General features: G+C 43.6%; 27 protein-coding genes. 5 read left to right on the top strand and 22 right to left on the bottom strand.

What is annotated here, in order from left to right; genetic code table 11:
- Positions 1 to 146: 146 nt before the first annotated feature.
- The 15 genes from ACZ45G_RS03655 to ACZ45G_RS03585 all read right to left on the bottom strand — a co-directional run bounded on the left by ACZ45G_RS03655 (position 147) and on the right by ACZ45G_RS03585 (position 14,878).
- Entirely contained in the window at positions 147 to 647 is a 501-nt protein-coding gene (locus tag ACZ45G_RS03655; protein ID WP_464175315.1) for a TrmH family RNA methyltransferase, read from the bottom strand.
- A complete protein-coding gene (gene truA / locus ACZ45G_RS03650) occupies positions 647 to 1,468 on the bottom strand; it encodes a tRNA pseudouridine(38-40) synthase TruA (RefSeq protein WP_464175314.1) in 822 nt (273 codons plus the stop codon). The genes ACZ45G_RS03655 and truA overlap by 1 nt, the downstream gene beginning before the upstream one ends.
- Positions 1,443 to 2,393: a PhoH family protein gene (locus ACZ45G_RS03645; protein ID WP_464175313.1), complete on the bottom strand. Its 951-nt coding sequence runs from the start codon at positions 2,391 to 2,393 to the stop codon at positions 1,443 to 1,445. The genes truA and ACZ45G_RS03645 overlap by 26 nt, the downstream gene beginning before the upstream one ends.
- Before the next feature lie 208 nt (positions 2,394 to 2,601).
- Entirely contained in the window at positions 2,602 to 3,234 is a 633-nt protein-coding gene (locus tag ACZ45G_RS03640) for a MotE family protein (protein WP_464175312.1), read from the bottom strand.
- Positions 3,221 to 3,679 carry a flagellar export protein FliJ gene (fliJ, locus tag ACZ45G_RS03635; protein ID WP_464175311.1) on the bottom strand — a complete coding sequence of 153 codons (459 nt, stop codon included), beginning with the start codon at positions 3,677 to 3,679 and terminating at the stop codon, positions 3,221 to 3,223. Before fliJ ends, ACZ45G_RS03640 begins: the two co-directional genes overlap by 14 nt.
- 9 nt (positions 3,680 to 3,688) lie before the next feature.
- On the bottom strand, positions 3,689 to 5,026 hold the full coding sequence (locus tag ACZ45G_RS03630) for a FliI/YscN family ATPase (RefSeq protein ID WP_464175310.1): 1,338 nt from the start codon (positions 5,024 to 5,026) through the stop codon (positions 3,689 to 3,691).
- Complete coding sequence (locus ACZ45G_RS03625) at positions 5,023 to 6,048, bottom strand: FliH/SctL family protein (RefSeq protein WP_464179853.1); 1,026 nt, start codon at positions 6,046 to 6,048, stop codon at positions 5,023 to 5,025. Before ACZ45G_RS03625 ends, ACZ45G_RS03630 begins: the two co-directional genes overlap by 4 nt.
- A complete protein-coding gene (gene fliG / locus ACZ45G_RS03620) occupies positions 6,035 to 7,048 on the bottom strand; it encodes a flagellar motor switch protein FliG (protein ID WP_464175309.1) in 1,014 nt (337 codons plus the stop codon). The genes ACZ45G_RS03625 and fliG overlap by 14 nt, the downstream gene beginning before the upstream one ends.
- Positions 7,049 to 7,053: 5 nt before the next feature.
- Positions 7,054 to 8,760 (bottom strand): flagellar basal-body MS-ring/collar protein FliF, encoded by a 1,707-nt coding sequence (gene fliF, locus ACZ45G_RS03615; protein WP_464175308.1) that lies wholly within the window; start codon positions 8,758 to 8,760, stop codon positions 7,054 to 7,056.
- Positions 8,761 to 8,804: 44 nt separating this feature from the next.
- Positions 8,805 to 9,101 carry a flagellar hook-basal body complex protein FliE gene (gene fliE / locus ACZ45G_RS03610; protein ID WP_464175307.1) on the bottom strand — a complete coding sequence of 99 codons (297 nt, stop codon included), beginning with the start codon at positions 9,099 to 9,101 and terminating at the stop codon, positions 8,805 to 8,807.
- A gap of 32 nt (positions 9,102 to 9,133) precedes the next feature.
- Positions 9,134 to 9,631 (bottom strand): flagellar basal body rod protein FlgC, encoded by a 498-nt coding sequence (flgC, locus tag ACZ45G_RS03605; protein WP_464175306.1) that lies wholly within the window; start codon positions 9,629 to 9,631, stop codon positions 9,134 to 9,136.
- Between the two features lie 3 nt (positions 9,632 to 9,634).
- Positions 9,635 to 10,045, bottom strand: coding sequence for a flagellar basal body rod protein FlgB (gene flgB, locus ACZ45G_RS03600; protein WP_464175305.1), 411 nt, complete (start codon positions 10,043 to 10,045; stop codon positions 9,635 to 9,637).
- A gap of 127 nt (positions 10,046 to 10,172) precedes the next feature.
- On the bottom strand, positions 10,173 to 11,546 hold the full coding sequence (locus ACZ45G_RS03595; protein WP_464175304.1) for a sigma-54-dependent transcriptional regulator: 1,374 nt from the start codon (positions 11,544 to 11,546) through the stop codon (positions 10,173 to 10,175).
- 22 nt (positions 11,547 to 11,568) lie between these two features.
- Complete coding sequence (locus tag ACZ45G_RS03590) at positions 11,569 to 14,121, bottom strand: tetratricopeptide repeat protein (RefSeq protein ID WP_464175303.1); 2,553 nt, start codon at positions 14,119 to 14,121, stop codon at positions 11,569 to 11,571.
- A 271-nt stretch (positions 14,122 to 14,392) separates the two neighbouring features.
- A complete protein-coding gene (locus ACZ45G_RS03585) occupies positions 14,393 to 14,878 on the bottom strand; it encodes an AAA-type ATPase lid domain-containing protein (protein WP_464175302.1) in 486 nt (161 codons plus the stop codon).
- Positions 14,879 to 15,074: 196 nt separating this feature from the next.
- Here ACZ45G_RS03585 and ACZ45G_RS03580 point away from each other — a divergent pair, with 196 nt between their 5' ends.
- Together ACZ45G_RS03580 and ACZ45G_RS03575 are read left to right on the top strand one after the other, a co-directional pair.
- Positions 15,075 to 15,356, top strand: a complete 282-nt coding sequence (locus ACZ45G_RS03580) for a hypothetical protein (protein ID WP_464173996.1) — start codon at positions 15,075 to 15,077, stop codon at positions 15,354 to 15,356.
- A 134-nt stretch (positions 15,357 to 15,490) separates the two neighbouring features.
- Positions 15,491 to 16,690 (top strand): hypothetical protein, encoded by a 1,200-nt coding sequence (locus ACZ45G_RS03575; protein WP_464173995.1) that lies wholly within the window; start codon positions 15,491 to 15,493, stop codon positions 16,688 to 16,690.
- Here ACZ45G_RS03575 and ACZ45G_RS03570 read toward each other — a convergent pair.
- From ACZ45G_RS03570 to ACZ45G_RS03550, 5 genes are all read right to left on the bottom strand, one after another.
- Complete coding sequence (locus ACZ45G_RS03570) at positions 16,647 to 17,261, bottom strand: sigma 54-interacting transcriptional regulator (protein ID WP_464175301.1); 615 nt, start codon at positions 17,259 to 17,261, stop codon at positions 16,647 to 16,649. The two genes, ACZ45G_RS03575 and ACZ45G_RS03570, sit on opposite strands and share 44 nt — an antisense overlap.
- Before the next feature lie 11 nt (positions 17,262 to 17,272).
- Positions 17,273 to 17,647: a response regulator gene (locus ACZ45G_RS03565; protein WP_464175300.1), complete on the bottom strand. Its 375-nt coding sequence runs from the start codon at positions 17,645 to 17,647 to the stop codon at positions 17,273 to 17,275.
- Positions 17,648 to 17,686: 39 nt separating this feature from the next.
- The gene (locus ACZ45G_RS03560) at positions 17,687 to 18,148 is read right to left on the bottom strand and encodes a chemotaxis protein CheX (protein ID WP_464175299.1); all 462 of its coding nucleotides are present in this window, start codon (positions 18,146 to 18,148) and stop codon (positions 17,687 to 17,689) included.
- A gap of 21 nt (positions 18,149 to 18,169) precedes the next feature.
- Positions 18,170 to 18,520, bottom strand: coding sequence for a PilZ domain-containing protein (locus tag ACZ45G_RS03555; protein ID WP_464175298.1), 351 nt, complete (start codon positions 18,518 to 18,520; stop codon positions 18,170 to 18,172).
- A gap of 81 nt (positions 18,521 to 18,601) precedes the next feature.
- The gene (locus ACZ45G_RS03550; protein ID WP_464175296.1) at positions 18,602 to 20,134 is read right to left on the bottom strand and encodes an HD domain-containing phosphohydrolase; all 1,533 of its coding nucleotides are present in this window, start codon (positions 20,132 to 20,134) and stop codon (positions 18,602 to 18,604) included.
- 230 nt (positions 20,135 to 20,364) lie between these two features.
- Between ACZ45G_RS03550 and ACZ45G_RS03545 the strand changes: the two genes are divergently transcribed.
- A complete protein-coding gene (locus ACZ45G_RS03545; RefSeq protein WP_464175295.1) occupies positions 20,365 to 20,841 on the top strand; it encodes an Lrp/AsnC family transcriptional regulator in 477 nt (158 codons plus the stop codon).
- A 14-nt stretch (positions 20,842 to 20,855) separates the two neighbouring features.
- A complete protein-coding gene (gene lysA / locus ACZ45G_RS03540) occupies positions 20,856 to 22,118 on the top strand; it encodes a diaminopimelate decarboxylase (protein WP_464175294.1) in 1,263 nt (420 codons plus the stop codon).
- A 35-nt stretch (positions 22,119 to 22,153) separates the two neighbouring features.
- On the opposite strand, the gene ACZ45G_RS03535 is transcribed toward lysA, so the two are convergent.
- Positions 22,154 to 23,047, bottom strand: coding sequence for a tetratricopeptide repeat protein (locus ACZ45G_RS03535; RefSeq protein WP_464175293.1), 894 nt, complete (start codon positions 23,045 to 23,047; stop codon positions 22,154 to 22,156).
- A gap of 284 nt (positions 23,048 to 23,331) precedes the next feature.
- Here ACZ45G_RS03535 and ACZ45G_RS03530 point away from each other — a divergent pair, with 284 nt between their 5' ends.
- Positions 23,332 to 24,111, top strand: coding sequence for a sugar phosphate isomerase family (locus tag ACZ45G_RS03530; protein WP_464175292.1), 780 nt, complete (start codon positions 23,332 to 23,334; stop codon positions 24,109 to 24,111).
- On the opposite strand, the gene ACZ45G_RS03525 is transcribed toward ACZ45G_RS03530, so the two are convergent.
- Positions 24,088 to 25,248: a hypothetical protein gene (locus tag ACZ45G_RS03525; RefSeq protein WP_464175291.1), complete on the bottom strand. Its 1,161-nt coding sequence runs from the start codon at positions 25,246 to 25,248 to the stop codon at positions 24,088 to 24,090. The genes ACZ45G_RS03530 and ACZ45G_RS03525 overlap by 24 nt on opposite strands.
- Positions 25,249 to 25,350 lie beyond the last annotated feature (102 nt).

Genomic DNA, 25,350 nt, shown 5'->3' with positions numbered 1-25,350 from the left:
ATAATACCTTAGAATGATTGGGATTAGCCGCACCGGCCGGAAATGGGATGCAGTTCTTTGATTGAACAATTCTAACAGATTCTAAATTCCAGATTGATAACCATTCTTCTTTTTTTTTAGGGATGACCTAGGGTAACGCCGCAAATTTATCCTTCTGGAAACTGGCGGCAGTATTCATACAAAGCCATGTTGGCAGCAGAAGCGGCGTTGTAGCTATGGGGCATTCCCCATACGGGGATTTCGATAACTTCATCCAGTAGCTCAAGGATATCCTCCTTAATCCCAAGGCGCTCATTACCCACAACTAAAACCGATCGACACTTAAAAGAGAAGTGATGGATGTTCTGTGAGTTGGATGTTTGTTCTATCCCCACAATGGCGTAACCATCTGCTTTAAGTTTTTTTAGTACCGGACCTAAAGATCTGTGGGTTGAAATAGTTAGCTGCGAGGTGGCGTCTCTGGCAATTTTATGAATCAATGATGCGTTCCCGCAAATAATCATTTTCTCCACAGCACATGCACTTGCGGTGCGGGCGATCTGGGAAATATTCACGTTGCTGCGCATGGGTGCACATGCAACAATTAGCTCACGGGGCCGGGTTAAACCTGTTCGAAACTTATGGCGCTGGTGTTCAAAATGTCCCATTATATAGCCTCTGTCTGATCTGTTTTGATCGCATCATCCATGCTCTTTTTATCATAAAATACAGTATCAAGATAAAGACCTGAAGCGGGGGCTGTACCAGGCGCAGCCTTACGACTCTTTGCATCTATTATACGGGGAATATCATCGAGGTTTAATCTTCCCTCTCCAACCTTAACAAGTGTGCGAACTATATTGCGTACCATTTTATAAAGAAAACCGTCAGCAATAATTGAAAAGCACAGTAAGAAGTCTTCTTGTGTAAGTGTAAGAGAATGAACTATTCTTACCGATGTTGCCCTTTTATAGTTTGGAACTTTGGCAAACGAAGCAAAATCTTTAGTCCCTGTAAAATATGAACAGGCTTTATCCATCGCTTTAACATTCAATCTTTCAGGGACATACCAAACCTTTTCATTCATTTCAGATGGAAGCCTGGGGTGGTTCCAGATTTTATAGATGTAACGTTTCCCCATTGCGGATTCTCTTGCATGGAAGCTATCAGCTATCTTCTTTAAACTGGTGATTTCGATGTTTTTCTCAAGGACATCGTTAAGGTTAAACAAAACCTCTTTTTCGTTGATATCTTCGGGAAGACGAATAGATGCGACTTGTCCCGTTGCATGGGCTCCGCGATCGGTTCGTCCTGATCCCTCAACATTATGGCGCAATCCCAAGCATTTTGTCACAGCATGTTCCAATGCGCCCTGGATCGTAGGCTTGTCTTTATGCCGTTGCCATCCGTAGTAATTTTGCCCATCGTAACGGACATCCATCCTATAATTGGCAAAAGTTATATCATTGTCGTTTTTGTTTCTTTTCATAGGCTTCAATAATGCTTGATACAAGTTCATGTCGGACGACATCATTTTTTGAAAAATAAATAAATTCGATTCGATTTATTTTCTGTAATAGACCTTTCGCTTCTATAAGACCAGATTTTTTACCGGTGGGAAGATCAACCTGAGTGATATCTCCTGTAACAATGACTTTTGATCCATAGCCAATTCGTGTTAAAAACATTTTCATTTGTTGCGACGTTGTATTCTGGGCTTCATCAAGAATAATAAAAGAATTGCTCAGGGTTCTTCCCCGCATAAAAGCAAGGGGGGCAATTTCAATGGTGTCCTGCTCTATAAGTGTTTGTACTTTTTCATAGTCCATCATATCATAAAGCGCATCATACAAAGGGCGAAGATAGGGATTTATTTTCTGGGCAAGATCGCCGGGTAAAAACCCCAGAGTCTCTCCTGCTTCGACCGCAGGCCTTGCTAATATGATTTTTTTGATTTCCCCTCTTGAGAATGCGGCCATGGCCATTGCCATTGCAAGATATGTTTTGCCGGTTCCAGCGGGACCTATGGCAAAAATAATATCATTTTTAAGGCTTGCCTCTGCATATTCTTTTTGGGCAAGATTGCGTGGGGTGATGGGTTTGTTTCTGACTGTTTTAAAAATTGTTGTAGAAAAAATATCTTTGATATGGGTATTATTGTTGTGTTTTATGGTTTTTATGGCGGCATCAAAATCAGCTTCGTCAAAAGAAAATTTATTTTCCAAAAGCTGATAAAGTTGTTGGAGTATTTTTTCAGCAAGATCCGTATTGTGGGCTGTGCCATTAAGAGACAAAGAGCTGCCCCTTGTATTGATCTCCACATTAAACGCTTTGCAAATTTTATCCAGATTATAATTGTGATGACCGAAGAGCTCTCTGGTAAGCATCGGATTTTCAAACGTAACGTTTTTCATGGACCATAGGGTGCATTTTATTTGCTTAAAGGTCAATAAAAATTTTGACTAAAAAACTGCCTTAATTGTTATTTAAAAGGCACTTTTACTTAAAAACAAAAAGAAGAATTATGAAGGTACTTTCTAAGATATGGGTCCGTCCCTCAGGAAGGAGAAATTGCCTGTTGTCTGTATTTTTTCGCGGACAGTCTTTATGATTTAGATTTTATTATTTTTTCTTATAGGCCAGACGCTCGCTGATTTTAGCGGCTTTCCCGGAATCGACGAATGCCAGAATCTGGGCAGCAGATGATTCACGCATCCGCAAGAAAATCTCCTGGGCAACCTCCAGAGTCATTTTATCAACAATCAGGGCGGCATTTTTGGGTTTCATACCGGCATACATTTTTACCAACCTTTGGATCTTGGCTTCATAGGCAGCTTCTTTTGCAAATTCTTTCTGGGTTTTCTTTTCTTCAAGTGATGCCATATCGGCATTTATCTGCTTCTTTAAGGCCTCAAGAGCTATCAATTTTTCATCAATCTGTTCTTCATATCTTTCCAGCTCTTTTTTCTCCCGGGCAAGTTCTTTCTGGCTTTTTTCAATAAGCAATTTCTTGTCTTCAAGACCCCTTAAAACAATCTTGGCAGAATCCGGGCATTCAGGACATTCAGGACAAGGCGTTTGGCCTTCTGATTGGTCCTTGGTCGGGTCTGTTGCCTTTTTTTCTTCCGTGTCTTCGGCAAAGGCGTTAGGGGTAACACCTTTTAAAATATGGACATTCTTGTATTCCACACCCGTCAGGCCTGAAAATAAAAAACAGACCACAAGCGAGATAATAAGTTTATTATTCAGCATCATTGGAAATCTCCCTTGCTTTTTTTAAAGATGAAATTTCATCCAGCTCTTTTTGCTCTATCACCCGCAATTCCTGGTTATATTCTTTTGCCTGTTTTTCTCGTAACCGTTCAATGGCCTTTTTGTCAACGCTTTTTTTTTTAAGTACAAGGCGTTTTTTTTCAAGAACTTTTTCCAGTTGAATCTTTCGCCTTTTTTCCGCTGCGATCATCTGGGTCACAGCTGCTATATAAGCATGGTGCTGCTTGAATTCTGGAGCCGCCACCCCTTTTTGTACAATCAATTCCAATCTTTGCGCCGATTGCCCATGATTTGTTTGAAGTGAGCCAATCTGATTTTCACAATCACTGACCGCAAGGACGGTCTTGGCCATATCCTGCTGGGCCACCCGTTCAAGATGTTTTCTAAAATTCAACAAGGCCTGCAATTTAAACTCAAAGCGTTTCATGGCAATTTCTTATTTCTTTATTTCCAAGGCCTTTTTCAACCCAATTACACTGGCCTTATGATCCACTCGAGTATCCATATCCTGACGCAAAAACTGATTGATTCTTGGCATCAGTTTTTTGGCCAGGTCAACCTGGGGATCAGATCCATCCACATAGGCGCCAATGGTGATCATATCTTCTACATTTTTATACGCTGCCATCACATTTATGGCTTTTTCCCTCAGGGCAATATGCTCCGGCTCGCTGACATCCCGCATCACCCTTGATACACTTGCCATGACATCAATGGCCGGATAATGTCCTTTGTTGGCCAAATCCCGGGACAACACAATGTGACCATCCACTATGGAACGGACCGTATCCCCCACGGGATCATTCATATCATCTCCCTCCACAAGAACCGTGTATATCCCTGTGATGGATCCCCCGCTCTCCAAACTGCCGGCCCGTTCAAGCAATATGGGGATCTGGACGAAAAAAGAAGGGGTATACCCTCTTGTGGTGGGCGGTTCTCCTGCAGCCAGGCCCACATCCCTCGATGACATGGCAAACCGGGTAATGGAATCCACCATGAGCAGCACATTTTTCCCCTGATCTCTGAAATATTCGGCAATGGTGGTGGCAAGATATGCGCCTCTTATACGGGTCAAGGGCGGCATATCAGAGGTGGCCGCCACAACAACGGCCCGCTTTAATCCTTGTTCCCCAAGGGTTTCATTCACAAAATCCTTTACTTCCCGCCCCCGTTCCCCCACAAGTCCTATGACCACCACATCGGCACTGGTGTGCTTGGTCATCATGCCCATAAGCACGCTTTTGCCCACACCAGAGCCGGCCATGATGGCGACCCGCTGTCCCCTTCCCAGGGTAATCAGGCTGTTAATGGCCCCTACCCCCACATCCATGGGTTCTTTGATTGATTTGCGCTCCATGGGGCTGACGGGTTTTCCATATAAATAATATTCTGCCGTGGCTTCAATAGCACCTTTGCCGTCAATGGGATCTCCCATTCCATCAATGACCCGGCCCAGCAATAGATCCGAGACCCCCACCATGGGGGAGGAAGACACCGGGATAATACGGCTGCCAAGGCTGACTCCCCGGATATCCCCATAGGGCATGAGCAGGGCTTTTTCCTGTTTAAATCCCACCACCTCTGCCTTGATTTCCTGGCCCTGATTGTTGATGATGCTGCAAATCCCGCCGATTCCAAGGCCCAGGCTGTCGCCCTCGGCAATAAGTCCTACGACCTGAGTAATTCGGCCTTCAGGCCGCACTGTTTTTGTCTGATCAACCACCTTAAGATACTTTTGAAAATCAATTTTAGCGAACAGATCCTTTGTCATGCCGGGCCTGCATGTTTAATGGCAGCGGTTTTAATCGCAGCGGTTTTAATCGCGGCATTTTTAATGGCTTCATGGATGGCCAGAAGCTTTGATTCAGGATCCGTGGTGATGGATGCCGTGGCCGTTTCTATCTTGCACCCCCCCCTTTTGATAAGGGGGTCAGACTTGACTGCAACCTGTTTCAACGATCCAACCGCTTCAAAAAAATCATCCTTGACCATTTCAATATATTCGTAATCTTCAGACGCGACATTTAAAATAATTTCTTCCGGAGCAACAAGACTCGTCAAGGCATCCAGAATAGTATGCCGCACAATTTCATCATCCGTTTCCAGGCTGGCCATCACCACTTTTTCTGATATTTTAAATACCAATGAAAGAATCTGGGCTTCATATTTTTCAACCAGATCCTCCAGAAGATGGTCTGCTGTCTCCAGGGCATCTTTTAAGGGGTCAAGAATGTCTGAACTTTCTTTTTGAATTTGACTTTCACCTTTTGTGCGCCCTTCCAAAAACCCCTTCTCAAATCCATCGGACTCGCCCTTGGCAAACCCCTCGGGTTCTCCTTTTTCAAAGCCTTCTGACGCGCCTCGTTCATGGCCTCGTTCAAACCCTTGCGCATTTCCTTTTTCCTCACCCTGGGCAAGTCCCTGGTCAAATCCCTTTGCATACCCCTGCTCAAAGGCCTGCTCTTCAATGGAAATTTCAGGCGCTTCCCCTTGCCCTGCTTCCGGATCTGGGATTTCCAGGGAACTCTCCTCTTCTGGATGCCCCCGGTCTTTTCCGGTGCCCTCGATCAGGGGCTCAAATGACGCTTTTTTGACATTCTTGTCAAAGGAGTACAAGGCCTCAAAGGAAGTGGGTCCCTCTTCTTTAAGTTCAGCGGGATCAAACAACATTTTGAACCGTTCAAAATTCGGTTTGACTGCATCGGTTTTATGGGAAAGCTCGTCATCAAATGCGTCAAGGCTCGCTATGTCAATGGGTAAAAATTCTTCTTTTTCAATATCAGACAAGGACATCATCCTTTCCTTTACCAAGGGTTATGGTGCCATCGGCCTCCAGTTCTTTGGCAGCCCTGATCACTGCCTGCTGTGCTTCTTCAACCTCTGTCAAACGCACCGGCCCCATGGCATCAAGGTCGTCCTTAAGCATTTCCCCCGCTCTCTGGGACAGGTTGGAGAATATTTTTTCTTTCATTTCATCTGTGGCCGTCTTCAAGGCATATGTCAATTGCTGACCCTCAACCTTTTTCAATATTTCCCGCATGGCCGTATCATCGATACTGGTGAGGTCCTCAAAAACAAACATCAGGTTCCGGATATCATTGGCCATTTCCGCGTCATCTTCCTCAACAAATTCCATGACCGCATCTTCAGTTGATTTATCAACCCCGTTAATAATATCCACAAGAACCTCCAGGCCGCCGGCCTTTCCACCAGGACCAACAGCACCACTCAGTTCCATTTTCAAGGCCACGTCCACATCTCTTACCACATCTTCGGAAATCTGACCTAACCTTGCAATCCTAAGGGCTATATCTCCTTTTTGGTCATCGGGAAGGGTCATAAGGATCTCAGATGATATTTCACTGGGCATGTGGGCCAATATCATGGCAATGGTCTGGGGATGTTCCCCCACCACATATCCGGCAAGGGTTCCCACGTTAACATTCCGACTCCAGATAAAGGGTTTGTCCTGTTTCTTTTTTTCAAGATCATCCAGAATCGCCCGGGCATTATCTGCTGTCAATGTTTTAGAAACAATATTTTTGATAAAGGAATCCTTTTCAACGATTATCTTTGATTCACCCTCAAATTTTTCAACAAACTCTGCGGAAACTATTTTGAGCATTTCCGGGGTAATATGATCGACCTTTGACATTTCAAAGGCAATCTCACCAATCTCTCGTTCATTCATTTTTTCGAACACACTGGCGGCATAGTCTTCACCCATTGCCATGAGAAAGACAGCTGCTTTTTGACACCCTGTCATATTTTCCGGATCCAGTATATTTACCATATTTTTTACGACTCCTCGGTTTCGCTGACCCAGCCTTTGATAATATTAACGGTTTTGACAATGTCTTTATGGGCATAATGCTTGGCCTTTTCAATATCCGACATATTGCCAATATAAAGAACCCGGTCACTTGCCTTCATCTTATTTAAGAATTCCTCTTTTTGCGCTTCGGTCATCATCTCAAGAAATTCTTTCTGCTGATGACCATCCATCTGTGCAAACTCAGGCTCTTTTTCCTCTTCGCCTATAAGCGCGATGTCATCGGGAGCCGGCAAGGCTTCCTGTTCCACGGTCACCTTGATATCCTTAACCGTTTTGATAATCGGACGAATCACAAAGAGGAACAGGACCAAAACCAACAGGAGATTGGCGATGAGCCGGCCATATTCATTTTGAACCATGCGCCACCCGGTCAGGGCGGGGGCTGAAAGCTCCATGTCACCAATGGAGGCAAAGGGAAAACATTCCATGGAAACCTGGTCACTTCGATCTTCATTGTAGCCCATGGCCTTGATAACGATATCTTCAAATTGCTTCATCTCCGCAGCAGGCCTTGGCAAATATACCCGCTGCCGTTTTCCTTGTTCATCCTCTTTGAATTCATATTTTCCGTCAATCACGGCTGCCACGGAAAGCCGGTTCAATACAGCCATGGGTTTTCGGGTTTCTCTGATCCGCTTGCTGATCTCATAGTTTAAGGTATCATCACTTTTATTGACCTTTTCATTGGTCATCTCGCCCGGGTTGTTTTCATCGGTAATGGGATTTACACTGGAGGGAATCCCCATATCTTCTGTCAACTGGGTGACCTTTTCAGCTTTATTTTTACGACTCCGGATAAATTCTCCGCCCCTTTCAAAGGGATCATAGATTTCTTCATTCATATCGTTTTTTGAAAAATCCATCTCCGATGTTACCCGGACAATGGCCTTATCTTTGCCGACAATCCGTTCCAACATGGTTTGGATTCTTTTGGTCAGGTTTTCCTCATACCTCACCTTGTACTGGTATTGAGAATCGGCAAGATTATCCGCATCAATGCGGGCCTGTTCTGCTTCCGATTTTCCTTCAAACAAAATCCGACCGGCGGTATCCACAATGGTCACAAGCTTTGGGGTTAAATCCTGGACCGAACTTGCCACCAAATGGGCAATGGCCGTTACATTTTCCTTGGCGATATCGGTATTAAGCTCCAGAAGGATGGATGCCGAAGGTTGTTTGGTTTCCTCAACAAAAACAGAGTCCTTGGGCAAAACAATCATGACCCTGGCACTTTTTACCTCGTCAAAGGAGGTAATGGTTCTGGCCAACTCTCCCTGCAGTGCCCTTTTTTTATTGATCTTTTGTACAAATTCAGTGGTCCCAAATTCTGACTTATCAAAAATTTCATATCCAACCCCGCCGCCCTTGGGGATTCCTTCTTTTGCCATGGTAAGCCTGACATCATAGACAATATCTTCGGGCACCATAATAGTGGTCCCGTCTCCAGTCAGGCGATAGGGAGTATTTGACGCCTTTAAAATCTCCACCACAGAAGATGCATCTTCTTTTGTCAACCCGCTGTAGGCTGCTCTGAACTGAGTTTTATTGGTCCAGATAAACAGGGTGGTAAAACCTGCGACCAGAACCATGACAAAGAGTCCCAATCCGATTTTTTTAGACAGCGACAATTCTTTTAATGTTGTAATCATTCTTTCAATGACAGGATTCATCTGAGCCACTCCATTTTACCTTTATACTGCAAATTAATCCCCATTTATACCTGCATGTTCATGACTTCTTTATAAGCCGTCATAACCTTGTTGCGAACCTGGGCCAACAATTTCAGGGAGGTGTTTGCCTTGCTAAGGGCCATCATGCCTTCATGGATTCCCATTTTCCCCTGGATCACTTCCTCAATGGATTCATCCCCAATATTCTGATTGGCATTAACCTCGAGCACAGCTGACTTAAGTCTCTCGGAAAATTCAGGACTTCGCCGTTGAAGCCTTTGGGCCAAAGGCTCTGTATTCAAAGAAATTTTACCCTGGCCGATTCCACTAATATCTGTCATTTGTGTCTCCTTTTCTTCCTATCTCAACTGGCTTATTTTCCGATCTCAAGGGCCTTGGCCACCATGCTCTTGGTCGAGGACAAAACCGTTACACTGGCTTCATAGCTTCTTTTGGCGACCAGCATGTCGGCCATCTCCGTCAAATGATCCACATTGGGCATTTTCACGTATCCGGTGACAGGATCTGCGTCCGGGTGGGCAGGATTAAAAACCAGGGCAAAATCCTCCTGGGATCTGACAATCTCATCCACCCGCACCCCATTACCGCTATCCGCCCTTTTATCCGAATCAAATTCAATGGGGCTTAACTCAATGTTCGGTTCATTTTTTTTTGCCTGTTTTTGCTGGATGACACTTTTAAAGGAATTGATGTCATCGCCCTTAAGGATCACCATTTTTCTCCTGTAAGGACCGCCTTCAGCCGTTCTGGTGGTATCGACATTGGCAAGATTTTCCGCGATGACATTCAACTTGGTACGATGGGCAGCCAAGGCAGTCCCACTGATTTTTGCTGCATTCATAAGATCCATATCTTATTTCCCTCCTTCGTCAATGGAATAATTCAACATCGTCATTTTCCGCAACAATAACTCGGCTGTGGTCCTGTATTTGATATTGTTCTCCATGAGATTCATCATTTCTGTATCAATATTGACCGAATCCAGATGATAGATATCCACGTCCTCACTGTTGCTCCCGTTCATTGAAAAGGCATCTTCCCCAGAGGGGGACAAATGCCGGGGATTTGTTTTGTCCAGATAATCGGGCGCTTGGTCCCCCATAGCCCGCTGCAATGTTTTCCCAAAATCCAAGTCACTGGGTTCATATCCAATGGTATCCATATTTGCGATATTGCCCGAAATCAAATTGTGACGTCTGGCAGATATATCCAGGGAATTGGCAATGACCTTAAGGGGCCGGCCGAAAATTCTTGAATCTGTCATCTTCCTCTTTTCTCCCGATTAAAGAACCGTTAAAACCTGGACTCAACACATCCGGTCAAACCATATTAAATTACAGTCCAAACTAATATTAATAATTAACAATGCAAATTATATGCCGGAATAGAGATCAGAGGCTTTCTTTATATTCGTTGAGTTTGTTTCTCAGAGTTCTGACAGAAATGCCAAGTATTTTTGCCGCATGGGTCCGATTGCCCTCTGTCTGATCAAGGGTCTTGAAAATCATCTGCTGCTCCATTTCCTTCAAAGAGCCTGGGGTTGTGTCCAAAGAGGCTTCCGACCCCGATTCCACGGATGGTGCCATGGCGGCTGTCACCCCCTCCATTAAAAGATCCCCAGGGGTTATATAATCCGAATCTGCCAAAAGTACGGACCGATGAATGATATTTTCAAGTTCCCTGACATTTCCGGCAAAAGAATGGCCGGAAAGAAAAGAAATCGTTTCCCTTGTCATTCCTTTGACATCTTTTCCGTCAATTTTGCAGTATTTTTTTATAAAAAAATCACACAGAAGTGAAAGATCTGACATCCGATCCCGCAGGGGGGGAATGACCAAAGGGATGGTGTTGAGTCTATAATAGAGATCTTCACGAAAACTTTGGTTTTCAACCGCTTGCACGGCATCCCGGTTGGTGGTTGCAATGACCCGGACATCCACTTCAACCGGTTCTGTCCCCCCCACCCGGTCCACCACTCGTTCCTGGATTACCCGCAATAATTTTGCCTGGAGGTGAAACTGCATCTCCGTAATTTCATCTAAAAAAAGTGTACCATGGTTGGCCAGCTCAAACTTTCCTTTTTTTTGTGATATGGCACCGGTGAAGGCCCCTCGTTCATGGCCAAACAATTCACTTTCCAACAAATTTTCAGGAAGAGCAGCACAATTGATGGCAACAAAGGGCTGGGAATGACGGCTGCTTTTTTCATGAAGATAGCGGGCAAACAACTCCTTGCCCGTACCACTTTCTCCCTGGATCAGGACGGAAGCACTGGAATCTGCCACCCGGGACGCAAGTTTCAAAAGGCTTAACATCCCGGGATTCTGAGTAATAATAGCCACTTGTTTTTTTTTAGGGACGGCTTTTTCTATATCTTTTCCGGGCTCTTTGCCGGGCGCATTGAGCAGCAGCGCTCTTCTGGCGCTCAATTCCAGTTGGCGAAGATCAACCGGCTTGATAAGATAATCCATTGCCCCATATTGCATCAGGCTGACAGCATAATCCACCACGGGTTCCGGCGTGATAATAATGGTTTTACAATTTTGCCGGCTGTCTGCTACTTTTTTTAAAAATGTAACGGCAGAAAAATTGGGGGTGGTATCATCGGCAATCACAATATCGGGTTTGTTTTGGATCAGGTATTCAAGGGCCGTAGTTCCGTCGGGAACTGCATCCACCAGAAATCCCAGATCCTCAAACAGCCTGACATAGGCCATTCGTTCCTTGGAATTTTCCAGTATAATAAAAATTTTGTGTCCTGGCATATAAAACCCTTGTTCCCATCCCTTAAGAATTTATAACGGTTTCTGCCAGTTCCAGAGTCGTCAGACGTTGACGGGCAAGTCGTGCCCACACAGAATCATTATTGCCTGCCACCTGTTCAAAGGCTTCTTTTGCTTTTTTGATACTATTGCCCTTTTGATAGGCATCCCCGAGCAAGAATCCAAGATTGGCTTTTGCCCTATTCCCTTCTGAAAAACTCAAGGCCTTTGAAAAAGCATCGGCTGCCTGGCCATAGGATTCCAGGCTCAAATAGGTATTCCCCAGTGCCTGGTATGCCCCTGACAAAATTTCATAATTTGTGCCCGCTGCTGCAGCAAAATCCTTTACCGCCCCAGCCCGTAAATTGGAAGCAGTTTTCAAATCTTTTTGTCGTTCATAAAGATCGGCCTGCTCGAGCAAAATTTTTCCCTTTTCCAGAGGATCTGCTGACAGGGCATAGGCACGTTTAAATTTCCCAACAGCCTCTTTAAACTTATTTTTTCCCGAATAGATCGCCCCCATGCGGGTCAGGGCGAGAACCCTTTGTTTGCTCTTTGGAAATCGTTTTGAAAAAGCTGCAAACAATTTCACTGCATCATCATCTCTGGCAGACTCATCCATGGCAACCCCTAATCCAAACAACAACTCAGGGGATCTTGCAGATCTTTTATACTGTTTATAGGCATTAATCAAATGATTAAATGCCGGCTCATACAAGCCTGCCTTTAAATAAGCTGTTCCGACATAAAAAGCGATTTCCCGGCTTCCCATCTTATCAAGTTTGGTTACTTCCGATTCATATCGGTTCAAAATTGAGGTATACTCATCTGCCTTTAACTGTTCTTTGAACAAGGCTTCATATGCCTTTTGCATTAATTTGACCGCCTCATACCGCAACCCTCTGGGGTGGGTTGACAAAAGATCCTCAATTTCCTTGATGCATTTATTATATTCCTTATTTTTCTGATAAATTTCAGCCAGCCGCATCATGGCGATCCGGGCATAGGTATTTTCTGGAAATTTTTGTTTGATCATTTCATAAATTTTGATTTTTTCCGAATCAATTTTAAGGTACCGGGCAATCCCAATGGATGCGTTTACATACCCCTGTGAATCCGGAAATTTTTCCCTGACAAGTTCATAGATCTTCACCGCTTTTTCCGAATTGTTTTCCATGCCATAGGCATCCCCTGCTTTGCTCAACACAACGTCTCTGTCAGGGATATCAGGAAACAGATTTAACACCCGCATAAAATGTTGCCTTGCCTGGGCACTCAAGCCCAACTCAAAATTGGCCTGGGCCATATTCAGCAGAAGTTCCGGTGACGCATATACGCGTTTAACATCTCTTGCCACCACATAATTAAACACGGCCAGGGCATCAAAATACTGTCTTTTTTCAAAAAGAGCTCGTCCATATCCCACACCGGCCTCTGGGATATACCTGTTTTCAAAGGGAGACTCAAACACCTTCTTGTAATATCCAAGGGCCTTGTCAGTGTATCCTTTTGCCCTATAGATTTCGGCCAGGTAATAATGGACTTCGGGCATCCCGGGATATTGCGGATATCCCTGGTTTACAATATTCAAATAGCCTTCTGCGGCAGCATCGTTTTTCAAGGCGGTATTGATCATGCCAATGGCGGTATAGGCAAAGGGAAGCAGGTCAGAGGCTGGAAAGGACACCATGACATCCTGAAACATTCTCTCTGCCAAAAGCAGGCGTGTATAATCTTCATTCGGGATACTTTTATAGTAGCCATAGGCCCGAAGATAATTTGCCTGTTCAAGGCAGGAAACATTTTCCCGGGACAATAATTGATCCAGCAGATCAAAGGCTTTTCCATACAATTTTTTTCGAATCAGAAGAATGGCAGCGTCAATCTGTTTTGATTCACACCCAAATCGTTCAACCATTCGATAGAGATCACTGATGTCACCATCGAATTCACCTTTCTCCCTTTTCGGTGGGACATATCTGGAGGGCGGCAACACTTCAACACTCTTTTCTCCTTTGGGCGGAACCTTCACCTGGCTTTCAGGCTTAAGAGGTATTTGGGGGGATGGGGTTGACCCAGGAACAATTTTGGATTCCGGGCTAATTTTAAACGCTTCTTGATTTTTCTCTTTATCGAGCAGCGCTTTATCGAGCGGCGCTTTATTGCGCGTCTCTTTGGCAGGCGAAATTTTTTGGGGCGGGTTCAAACCTTTTATAGCAGGCGCAGGAACATTCCCAGGCATCTTTGGTCGTTCAAGGTTAACAGAAAAACGGTTAAAAGACGTGTTAAAACCGGAACTGATAGCGCCGAGGGGTGCCTTGGTTTTCACCACCACAGCCACCACATCACCATCAAGGGTTTCGACACTGATCTCATCGATGGCGGGATTTTTTCTATCCATGACCTTAAAATCCTGCGAAAGGGCTGCATTTTTCAATGCCACCAGCACTTCTCTTTTCTCAATTTTGATAACCTTGACAGGCACTCGCCCGGATACAAAGAACTCAAGTACCAGGGGATTGCCCTGAATGGCAATCTTTTCTATTGTGGTCTTTTTAGCAGCAACTATGCCAGGCATGAATACCTGGAGTAACATCAAAAGGCCCATAATCCATAAAAACTGAATCGACAGAATTGGCCTCTTTGACAGCCTCACATATTGAGTTTTTAATTCTCTCATAATCTTTTCATCGCCCCAGGGTTTATATCCGAAGGACTAACAAAGCAAATAATATGCCACAATACATTTCCCCCTGCCCGATTCCATAAAAGCAATGCTGACAGGCGATCCATTGATACAGCAAGGAATGCGGCAAGGCGTGTCCGGTAATCAGAACACCGAATATCCGTCAAAAAATTGGCGTTTCTATTTCAGGTTTGATATTCATTTTTTTTAATTTTTCCACCAGGGTAGTACGATTCATTTTAAGCATTTCAGCGGCCCTGGCCTTTACCCAGCCGGTTTCATTCAAGGCATGTGATATGAGGCTGCGCTGATAAAGCTCCACTGCCTCGTTAAAACCGATTCCCTCATTAAATACGGAAGAAACCGAGGGCGAGGTAGAATTCGAAAAATTGTTTATGATACATTCCGGTAAATCGTGAACCTGGATATCAATTTCCTCCACAAGAACAGATATCCGCTCAACCATATTTTCAAGTTCTCGAATATTGCCGGGCCATTCATATTGTTCAAGCGTCTGCCTGGCCTGATCTGAAAATTTTTTAATCTGGTAATCAGGGGTTCGGCGCAATAAATTATTTTGAAAATAGTCTGCCAGGGGAAAGATATCCTCCCTTCGTTCTCTCAGGGGCAGGATATGAATGGGAATCACGTTGAGCCGATAGTAAAGATCTGGGGTGGTGAAAATAAGCTGAAAAGGTTGAAAAATGATTTTGATTCAAGTTCCCATAAATATTCCCGTCTGAAGTCTGAATCACGAGCATTGTTGCAATCTGATTAAAATTTGATAGACACCCTCACTTCTTTATGTTAGGGGATAATAAATCCCTATAACATGAGGAGCAAAAATGGATACCCAAGAGCAAAAACCGAATAAAGTAGAAAATAAATATAAAAGCCCAATGTCGAAACTTGTTAGGTTTTTTGAGGGCAGCAGGAATGGGTGGAAAGAAAAGGCAAAAGACGCAAAGTACCAAATCAAGCTGCTCCGTAAAAAAGTTAAATATTTAGAGCAAAACAAAAATGAATTCAAAAAACGTTCAAAAAATCTTGAGATTGAGATTCAGCAAATGAAAGATAAAGAAAAAAGAATGTTGGCTGAAATAAATCGACTAAAAAAAAATCTTTGATTCAGGAAAGCAAGGCATCTCTTAAACAGTTTGAACAGAAGCCGAACTTTCATACCTATTCTTCCGGCCATGCCTTTTTGTTTATTTCATTGGTCCTTAATGCCTGTTCAAGCTTAAGAGGAGCGGAACGGACCTTGCTATTATTATCCACATTTTTGAACATTAATTTCACAACACCCTCATGGTATTCAGGACGTATTTGGCTGCTCCGCCTCGGTTATTACAAACTGACCCGGCCAAAAGTGATAGCCGATGACTGGATATGGATTGTTGACCATTCAGTTCAATGGGGTAAAGAAAAATGCCTGGCAATATTGGGAATCAGGCAAAGTCAACTCCCTGCTGCCGATACCATTCTTTGCCATGAAGATGTTGAACCCTTAGCATTATTTCCTGTAACCAAATCAAATGGTGATGTGGTCTATGCACAACTTCAAGAAACGATCTCGAAAACAGGTGTTCCAAAACAGATTATTAGTGATCATGGAACAGATGTCAAATCCGGAATCGAACGATTCTGTCAGGAATTTACCGATACTGTTTTTGTGTATGATATTACCCATAAAGCAGCCACAGTACTAAAACGAGAACTAAGCACCGATTATAAATGGATTGAATTCATCAGACTGGCAACAAGCACACGAAAACAAGTTCAACAAACACAACTGGCAGCCATCGCACCTCCTAATCAAAGGAGTAAGGCCCGATATATGAATGTAGAGCCATTGATTAAATGGGGTTTGGATAAGCTTTGTTTGCTTGATAATCCCAATGGCTTTTCATGTCTTGAATGTACAAGAGACCATATAACCCTGAAATTGGGGTGGTTGACCGATTTCAGGAGGGACCTTGAAGAATGGAAGGAACTTATCCATATTATCAAAGAGGCCGAAACATTTATTAAGTTTCAAGGGATTTATCGTAACTGCCATATTGATTTGATGATGCTTCCAACATTTAAGGCCAAAACACTCAGGGCAATGCGGATAAAAACAGAAATGCTTGATTTTGTTGAGCAAGAATCAAAAAAAGCCAGCAAAGATGAAAGATTGCTTGGTACGTCAGAAATCATAGAATCCGTTTTTGGAAAAATGAAGCGGCTTGAGCATGATCAGGCAAAAAGCGGATTCACCGTTTTTATTTTAAGTCTTGCCGCCATTGTTTCTAAAACCACAACAGAGATTGTTCACGAGGCGTTGGAAACAGTTCCCACAAAAAAAATTCACGAATGGTTCAAAGATAATATTGGCAAATCAGTCCAGGCCAAAAGAATGCAGGTCAATAATTGGATCAAAGATCAGGAACAAAAACAGAACCAAAAATATGCGTTTTAGCTATGTGATTTTCACCACCCCAGTAAAGATCCTCCCGGAACTCTCCTTGTTTAATGGCCGTAGCAAGATTTTTGTTGGTGGCTGAAATCACCCGGATATCCACCGAAATGGTCTGGGAACCCCCCACCCGTTCAAACTGTCTCTCCTGTATGGCCCGTAATAATTTCACCTGCAGGTCTGGACTCATATCCCCGATTTCATCTAAAAAAATAGTGCCCTGGTCTGCTATTTCAAACCGGCCTATCCTGGAACGATGGGCACCGGTAAAGGCTCCCCGTTCATGTCCGAACAATTCACTTTCCAAAAGTTCGCTGGGAATGGCACCGCAATTAATGATCACCATGGGGCCGTTGCACCGACTACTATTCCTATGAATAGCCCTTGCAATCAGCTCTTTACCCGTTCCGCTTTCTCCGGTAATCAGAACAGAGGAATCAGATTTTGCAACCTTTCGGGCTGTTTCTAACACCTTAAACAACCCCTTGCTAACACCTGCAATCCCTTTTCTATCAAAGTCTTTAATACTGCTTTTATCCTGTCTTGCAGAATTTTGGGGAGATGCTGTTGTCATGGAGCCAAGGCTCATCTCAAAATCTTTTCAAGTTTATCGGAAATGGCCTCTGCCGTAAAGGGCTTGACCACATAGTTGGAAACTCCCGCCTGAACTGCTTCAATAACATTTTGTTTCTGGGCCTCTGCCGTTACCATCAAAAAAGGTTTTTTCACATATCGGGAATCTGCACGCACCTTCTTCAAAAGTTCAAGGCCGGTCATTTTGGGCATATTCCAGTCTGATATGATCAAGTCAATTTCCTGATTCTCCAAAACGTCCCAGGCAGTTGTGCCATCATCAGCTTCCACAAGATTTTTAAAACCCAGTTGTTTTAAAATATTCTTAAGAATACGGCGCATGGTAGCAAAATCGTCAACAATCAGAATTTTGATGGATGTGTCCATTGCCACATTTTCCTCCTTATATGGATTAAAACCCCTTTTTTATCGTTCAAAACATACTTCAATCGTAAAATCCCCGCCATCGGTGTTAAAGGGGATGGCTATTTTGGGCCCGTCTGAATAATGCCGGATACTGTGGTTTTTACCCGTCACAACCGAAGGGATGGCCGCCTTAAAAACTTTACCCATCTGTTCCAGCCCCTTTCTGGCCTGACCGGAAATCATATTTGTCAACTCACCAACAGCATCTGAAATATCATCGTTCAACGTGTCCATGGGTTCTCCCAACATGTTGGAAACAATGGTCAAAATACATTTTTCTTCAAAGGTTACTGCAATGGTGCCATTGGCAATCCCTGTCAACCCCAGAATGCCTGTAACATCTCCAACCGCAAGATTGTCTTGTTTCACGTAAGGTTTGCCTGGCGTCACCTTGATAAAGGCCATGGTTTCCAGCACAAATATTGTTGCATCAATAAAAGGATTGATCAACGTTACATCCATTGCATCATCTCTCCAACGCTATCAATCTAAATCATCCATACGATTGTAATGCACAATATTTTTCAAATGGGAATAGGTATCCACATCCATGGAATTAAAAGCAATACCGATCCCCGTGTCCGTTTGCCTTACAATTGTTCCTTCTATCAACAATTCAATTTTCTCTATTCCACCGGTTAAATATATTTTTACAAAACAACTTGTCCCCCTGACAAATCGTATCGGGGTACTGACAAAAATCCCTTTCAGGCTCAAATCCTTTGAATTGCCCTCTAGCGTGACGTGATCTTTGGTTTTGAGGTCAATTCTTATTTGGGTAGCAAACCTGACTCTGGAATGTTTACGCCTGTTCTCATCATTTAAAACAGTCATGACATATTTGCTCCCTGTTTAGCATTGTTCTAGGATAATCTTCAGGTCAAATTACCACATTTTAATTTCATGCTCAAGCCATTAAAAATCATCGGGCAATTCCTGATCTGAAATCCTTAAGAACGCGTCAACCACCTCGGGATCAAACTGGGTACCAGAATTTTCTCGTATAATATCAAGCACAACACTTTTTTCCATTTTTGCCCGATAGGACCTGTCCGAGGCCATGGCATCATAACAGTCTGCCACCGATAAAATTCTGGAAAGCTTTGGGATTTCATCCCCCTTTAACCCATCGGGATAGCCTCGTCCATCATAGCGTTCATGGTGGTGCCGGATAATTTTCGTCTCCTGGTCCCATAATCCCATTTTGCTGATGATTTCAGCGCCTATCACCGGATGTTCCTTGATTTTCTCATACTCCTCGTCGGTGAGCCGTCCCGGTTTGAGAAGAATGTCATCCCGAATACCAATTTTTCCAATATCATGAAGGCTACCGGCAAAATTAATCACATTCAGCTCTTCTTCTGTGCAACCCATTTCCGATGCAATCATTTGCGCATATTGGGCCACCCGGCTGGAGTGTTTGCGGGTATACAGATCCCGCACCTCAAGGGCTGTAACAAAGGCAAACAGGGTGGAAAATAAATTTTCATAAATATTTTCATACAATGCTATATTTTCAATGGCAGAGGCTGCTTTCTGGGTGATAAAATTCATATAATAGATGTCTTTTTCACTAAAGGATCGGCCATCCTGAAAGATAAAGGCACTGGCAACCCCAAATACTTTTTCTCTTATTTTAAGGGGCACCACCATAAAAGAATTGACCGGCTCATCCAGGTGATTCTTTTTTCCGGATTTGGACATCAAAAAAGGATTTTCATCGGATTTAAGGAAATCAATGATATAGGCCTTGGCCCTGTCTGAAATATCCTTTCCAAACCGGTTTGAAATATCCTCATTTTCATAATCTGAACTTGATTTTGCAACCAAAACCAGGGAAGCCTCTTCCTCAGAATAGATATGGAAAAAAACCTTATCGGCCTTGAGTTCTTCCACCCCGAGATCAACCACTTTATTAAAAATACCATAACTGGAATCTGTGGAGGAGAAATCCTCCATGACCCGGTTCAGGGTGTTGACCTCTTCAATTCGATTCACCAGTTCGGTGTTCAACTCCCGAAGCCGTTCCTGTCTTTCAACCTCTTCTTTTAGAATGAGGTTTTCCACAAACAACTCCCGCTCCCTTAGGATGCGCGTCAGGGTCAACTCCATCTGCTCAAGGTTAACAGGTTTGATCAAGTAATCAACCACCCCGTTTTTCAAGGTCTGGATGGAATTTTCCAGGGAGGGATATCCTGTCATCACCACCACAGGAAGGGTGCTTTCTATATGCCGAACCCTTTCGGCTAGCTCAAGCCCATCCATTATCGGCATGTTGATATCGGTAAAAATACACCCAATTTTTACCCGATTCAGGATCTCAAGGGCTTCCACACCATTGCTGGCAGTATATACTTCATAGCCTTTCCTCTGGAAATACCCTTCGGTCACATCCAGAATACCCTCTTCATCATCCACCACCAGGATCTTTATCGTTTCCTTTATCATCGCATCAATGCCAACCCGTTATTACTTTATTTTAAGCATTCTCCTGGATAAATGTATATGAAACCATCCATTTTATCAACAGAAATCAAAGCACCATCTCTTTCGGGGTTTAAAAGAATATAATTCTTATATTTCATACAATATTAATACAATATTCTTGACATCATACTATAATCTGAATATAATACACAGTTAGCCCCTTATAAATAAATATTAAAGGCATAAAAAACATGGATACTATAGATCTCCAGATTCTTCAAATACTTCAAAAAAAAGCCAGGATCCCCAATGTGGAAGTTGCTAGAACCATAGGGATGGCCCCCTCTGCCGTACTTGAACGGATCAAAAAGTTGGAAGCCCGGGGGGTAATAGAAGGGTATGAGGTCCGCCTCAACCCGGAAATGTTCAATTGCGCCATGATCGCCTTTATCCATATGGGGGTAAAAGATCCTTCCCAAATCATAGAAACCGGGAATGCTGTCGCCGGCATTGAACAGGTCCAGGAAGTTCATTACCTGGCCGGGGAAGATTGCCTCATGGCAAAAATCAAAGTTTCCGGCAACAAGGAGCTTGAAAACATTTTAAGAACCCAGATTGCTAAAATCTCGTCCATACGAGACACCAAAACATTTATCGCCCTTTCCACTTACAAAGAGACAGCAAAGATCAAACTGCCGGATGCAAAACAATCCCCCGCAACAAAATAAGGAAACCAAGCCCCATGCCAATGTCATCTCATTTTAAAGATAGATTATCCCCCCTCCTGCCCCAAATCGTCCAGACCTTTGGAACCCCTTTCCATATTTATGATGAAGCCGGAATAGACCAAACCTGTGAAGAGGTCAATCTGGCCTTTGAAAAAATTGATGGTTTCAAGGAATACTTTGCCGTAAAGGCACTTCCCAACCCAGCGATTATGGCCCTGTTACAGGCGAAGGGCTTTGGTTTTGACTGTAGCTCCATACCGGAAATAACCCTGGCCCGAAATTTAGGCAGCCAGGCGACCGACATCATGTTCACCTCCAACAACACAAGTGTACACCAATTTCAGGCAGCCCTGGACAAAACGGGATGTATTCTCAACCTGGATGATATCTCTTTGATTTCAAAATTACCCGCAATACCCGAACTCATCTGCTTTAGATACAACCCGGGCAAAAGACGGACCGGCAATAAAATTATTGGTAACCCCATGGAAGCCAAATACGGGATCACCCATGATCAGCTCTTTGATGCCTATAAACGCTCCATGGACCTGGGGGTCAAACGTTTCGGAATCCATACCATGCTGGCTTCCAATGAACTGGACTATACCTATATGGTGGAAACCGCGGACATGCTCCTTTCCATCATAGGAGATATCCATGGAAAGTTGGGCATCCAATTTGATTTCATCAATATTGGGGGAGGCCTTGGTATTCCCTACACCCCCAACACACCCAAATTTGACTTATCTGCCATGGCCCTGGAGGTTACGGCTTCCTTTGAGGCCTTTAAAAAACAAAATGGCTGGGCCCCCAAACTCTATATGGAAAGCGGACGGTTTATCACAGGTCCCCACGGGGCATTGGTCACCTCGGTCATCAACCACAAAGAAACCTATCGAAGTTATGTGGGGGTGGATGCGTCCATGGCAGCCCTCATGCGGCCTGGCATGTATGAAGCATATCACCATATTCATATTCACGACAAAGAGGATGCCTCCGACCTAAAACGAGTAGATGTGGTGGGATCTTTGTGCGAAAACAATGATAAGTTTGCCATCCAGAGGGACCTTCCGGTCACACATGAGGGAGATATTCTGGTCATCCATGATACCGGTGCCCATGGGCATGCCATGGGATTCAATTACAATGGTCATTTAAGGCCCAAGGAACTGCTGCTCAAAAAAGACAAAAGCGTAGAGCTGATACGGCGGGCAGAAACCGTGGAGGACTATTTTGCCACCCTGAGCTTTGAACCTAAAACCATGGGGCCTGCCTAGGACTTACAAAAAGGACAAAAAATTTGAAATACACATTAAGAAGGCGCTTCAAATTTTTTGTCCACAAAGGTTCTGGCTTTTTCCAAGTCTTCCCCCCGGCACCCCGCCTTGAGCTGTGCATAGTGAAGGGCCCCTGCCCTGTCGTTGACACCAAGGGCACACCACATCATTCCCGACAAGGCGCCAATACCCTCTGGATTCAATTCCAGGGCAGACGAAAAGACTTTTTTGGCCAATGCGGTTTCCCCATTTTTATACAGGCCCCATCCCTTTAGATCCTGGGCAAGATAGGAGTCTTTAGAGGCCTCAACCGACCGGTCAAACCAGGAAAGGTCAATTAAATCGGTGTCTGCACTTGTTTCTTTGTTTTCACGACCCCGGATATAATTCAGATAAAGGATTTCTAATCCGCGTCCCAAAAAACCCAGTCCCCTGCCAGTAATCTGCTCGGGCCACAATGCCTTTTCAATGCCAACAAAGGGAAGTCCACAAGTTTCAAGCCAGTCAAAGAATTCTTCTCTCCCCGCAAGTAGCCCGTCAGACAATCCAAAGGCGAGACTAATTGTTGATGCTGACCCTTCTTTTGTGTCGTGGAGTACCAGGTCAAGGAAAAATTTTTCCCCTTTCCTACGGTAGGTTCCTTCAAGCCAGAACCGGACCTTTTCCCGGCTGCCCAGCGCCCGGATATCAGGAAACAAGTTATTCCCCCGGCAATACGCCTTAAAAAGCATCGGTTCCGGAAATATTTTTTTCACCCGCCATCCAAACCAGCACTCCATAAGACCGCCATGGACACCAAACAAATTGCCAAAGAAAAAATGGAGGCCAAGACCGATCCCATCAAAGGGCTGGCCGCCACGTGCTTGAAACGGCATAACAATAAGTTTTGGCCGGACAATACCAGGGGGTTTTTTTTTATCTACAGTCATTTTTATTTTTCTCCATCTGGTTTTCTCCATCTGGTTTTATACATCTGGTTTTATACATTTTTTGTTGATAATTCCTTTATATGACAACGATTATAAGACAACAATGATTTTAAAATTTCTTTAGCATTATACCCCCTCTTCTGGCAAACCCCAACATACCTGTTAACATGAATTTGTGTCTTGCTCCCTTTGAATTTTCTTTATATATTAAAAAAACATGGGATATCCCATAAACAATTGCTCATTTTATTTTTAATATATTGGCACAAATAAACGAGGACACTATGAACAAACAGCCCACCCCCATCAAACTAAAAGAAATAGGCAACATAATTTTACAGCACCTGGGCGGTCGGGACAATATAAATTGCTACATCGGGTCCAATTCTGCAACCCCCACCGCCAGTATTGAGGCATTAACAGACTTTATCAAAACCGATCCAGGACAACTTCCCTTTATGAAGATGATCCATATCCTGCTCCATGGAAAGGTTCCCTATGTGGAAGAAGGGCTCCAGAATAGGATAAAGGCCTATTCTATTTTTTCAGGAGGGGAGGTCAGAAAAGCCGCGGATGAAGGCCGTGCCTATTATCTGCCCTGTACCCTGGGGAACATGGACCGGCTCATGGGAAAAGGATGCGGATATGAAATCGACCTGGTCATCATGAAGGTCAAAAAAAATGAACAAACCGGAGAATACAGCCTTGGGCTTTCCGTGGATGCAATCCACGCGGCCCTTGAGACTGCCACCCTCGTGATTGCCGAATTGGACCCCTCCATGCCCTTTACCCAGGGCCAGAGTGTCATTTCAGCCCAGGATATCGATTATATCATTGACGAGGGTGTCAAGCCCGTTTATACCTTTGCCGCACCGGATTTTGAAAACCTTCCCAATGCAGAGCATCGCATCGGAGAAATGATCACCGAACATTTTCTGGAGGATGGCATGACCCTCCAGGTCGGCCTTGGTAAAATTCCCGATGCTGTGGTGGGGATAATCGCTACCTCCGGCCACAAAAATTCGACCTGTGCGGCTGGGTTAAGCCGCCAATTTGAAATTTAAGCCCTTCGTTTCAAACCATTTGTCATTTTCTTTATTTCTTTTTAAAGTAGTGATTGTTGCCAAGCCTACAGAACCAGCTTTTGACCAACTCATTCCATTATGTTTTTGACGATTTGAGACTACAAGATCATTCATCTTTTCACCGATAGCACTTGAATTACATAAGCCCAGTTCTTTCCTGACTGCATAGCAAGGGATGTATGGTTTATTCCTCCTCAGGTATTTAATCAGTTTATCTAACTTTTCCATTGCCTTTATGGAATCTTTATCAATTTCCTCCAGATAAACCACGGCTTCATCAATTAGCCCATACCATAATAATGGCTTGAGCTTGTCAAGAATCTCGTTACGGATGAATCGTCCTTTCAACGCCAGGCTCAATTGTTCTTTACATTTCTTTTCCAAATGATACCAATCAAGGATAATCCCAATATTCTTGTACCAACTGAAACACTTGAAAATTGTATCATTTAACATTTTATGACCATCGGTGAAAAACTGGATCCGATCATTTATCAAGCCATTATGAAACAAAAAAGCTGTTAAAAATAACAAAACATTTTTTATACCATGCCCATTTAACACATATTTACCAACGTCTTTTTTGGAGATATGGGCAATCGTGTTGTGGATAAATTTTCGCTTTCCTCGTTCCGATTTTATGCCCCCGGGGCGGAATTCTTCTTGTTTCTTTACATTAACATCATCAATCGAAATTTGGGTGCTGCTCTCTGAATTTTCGTACGGAACAGGGTTACTCAAGATGATTTCAACGCTGATGTCTTTATCCTGGCAGCATTTATCAATTGCGGATATTACCTGCTCCTTGGGTATTGTTACTGGTTGCTCATTGTTGTATTCAGGTTTGATATCCTCACATGTGCCATCTTCTGAAAAACCATTTTTAACAAGGAGACAACGTGCTCTTTTATTAATATAACTGAGAGCCTCTTTCCCTTCTTTTTCCGTACAGTCATGAAGTGTTCGAGAAGGGGTTCCTCCTTGTTCTTGATACCGAATACGATTAATCAATTGTGCTGTTTTTTGATAAGACTGCTCAGTGTCCCCATAGATCAAGGCAATATCTTTAAATCCTATGGTTTTATAGATCTCGACCCCTCTCAGCCTGACAAACAAATCTTGTGCTGTGTTGTATTGTCTTTGGTTTTCATGAAAAATGCTGTGTGTTGTAAAGGTGAATCGTCCAATTTCACCATCAACCTTGTATGGATAAGGATT

Source organism: Desulfoconvexum algidum, assembly GCF_055382125.1.
This window is presented reverse-complemented; position numbering and strand designations above follow the sequence as displayed.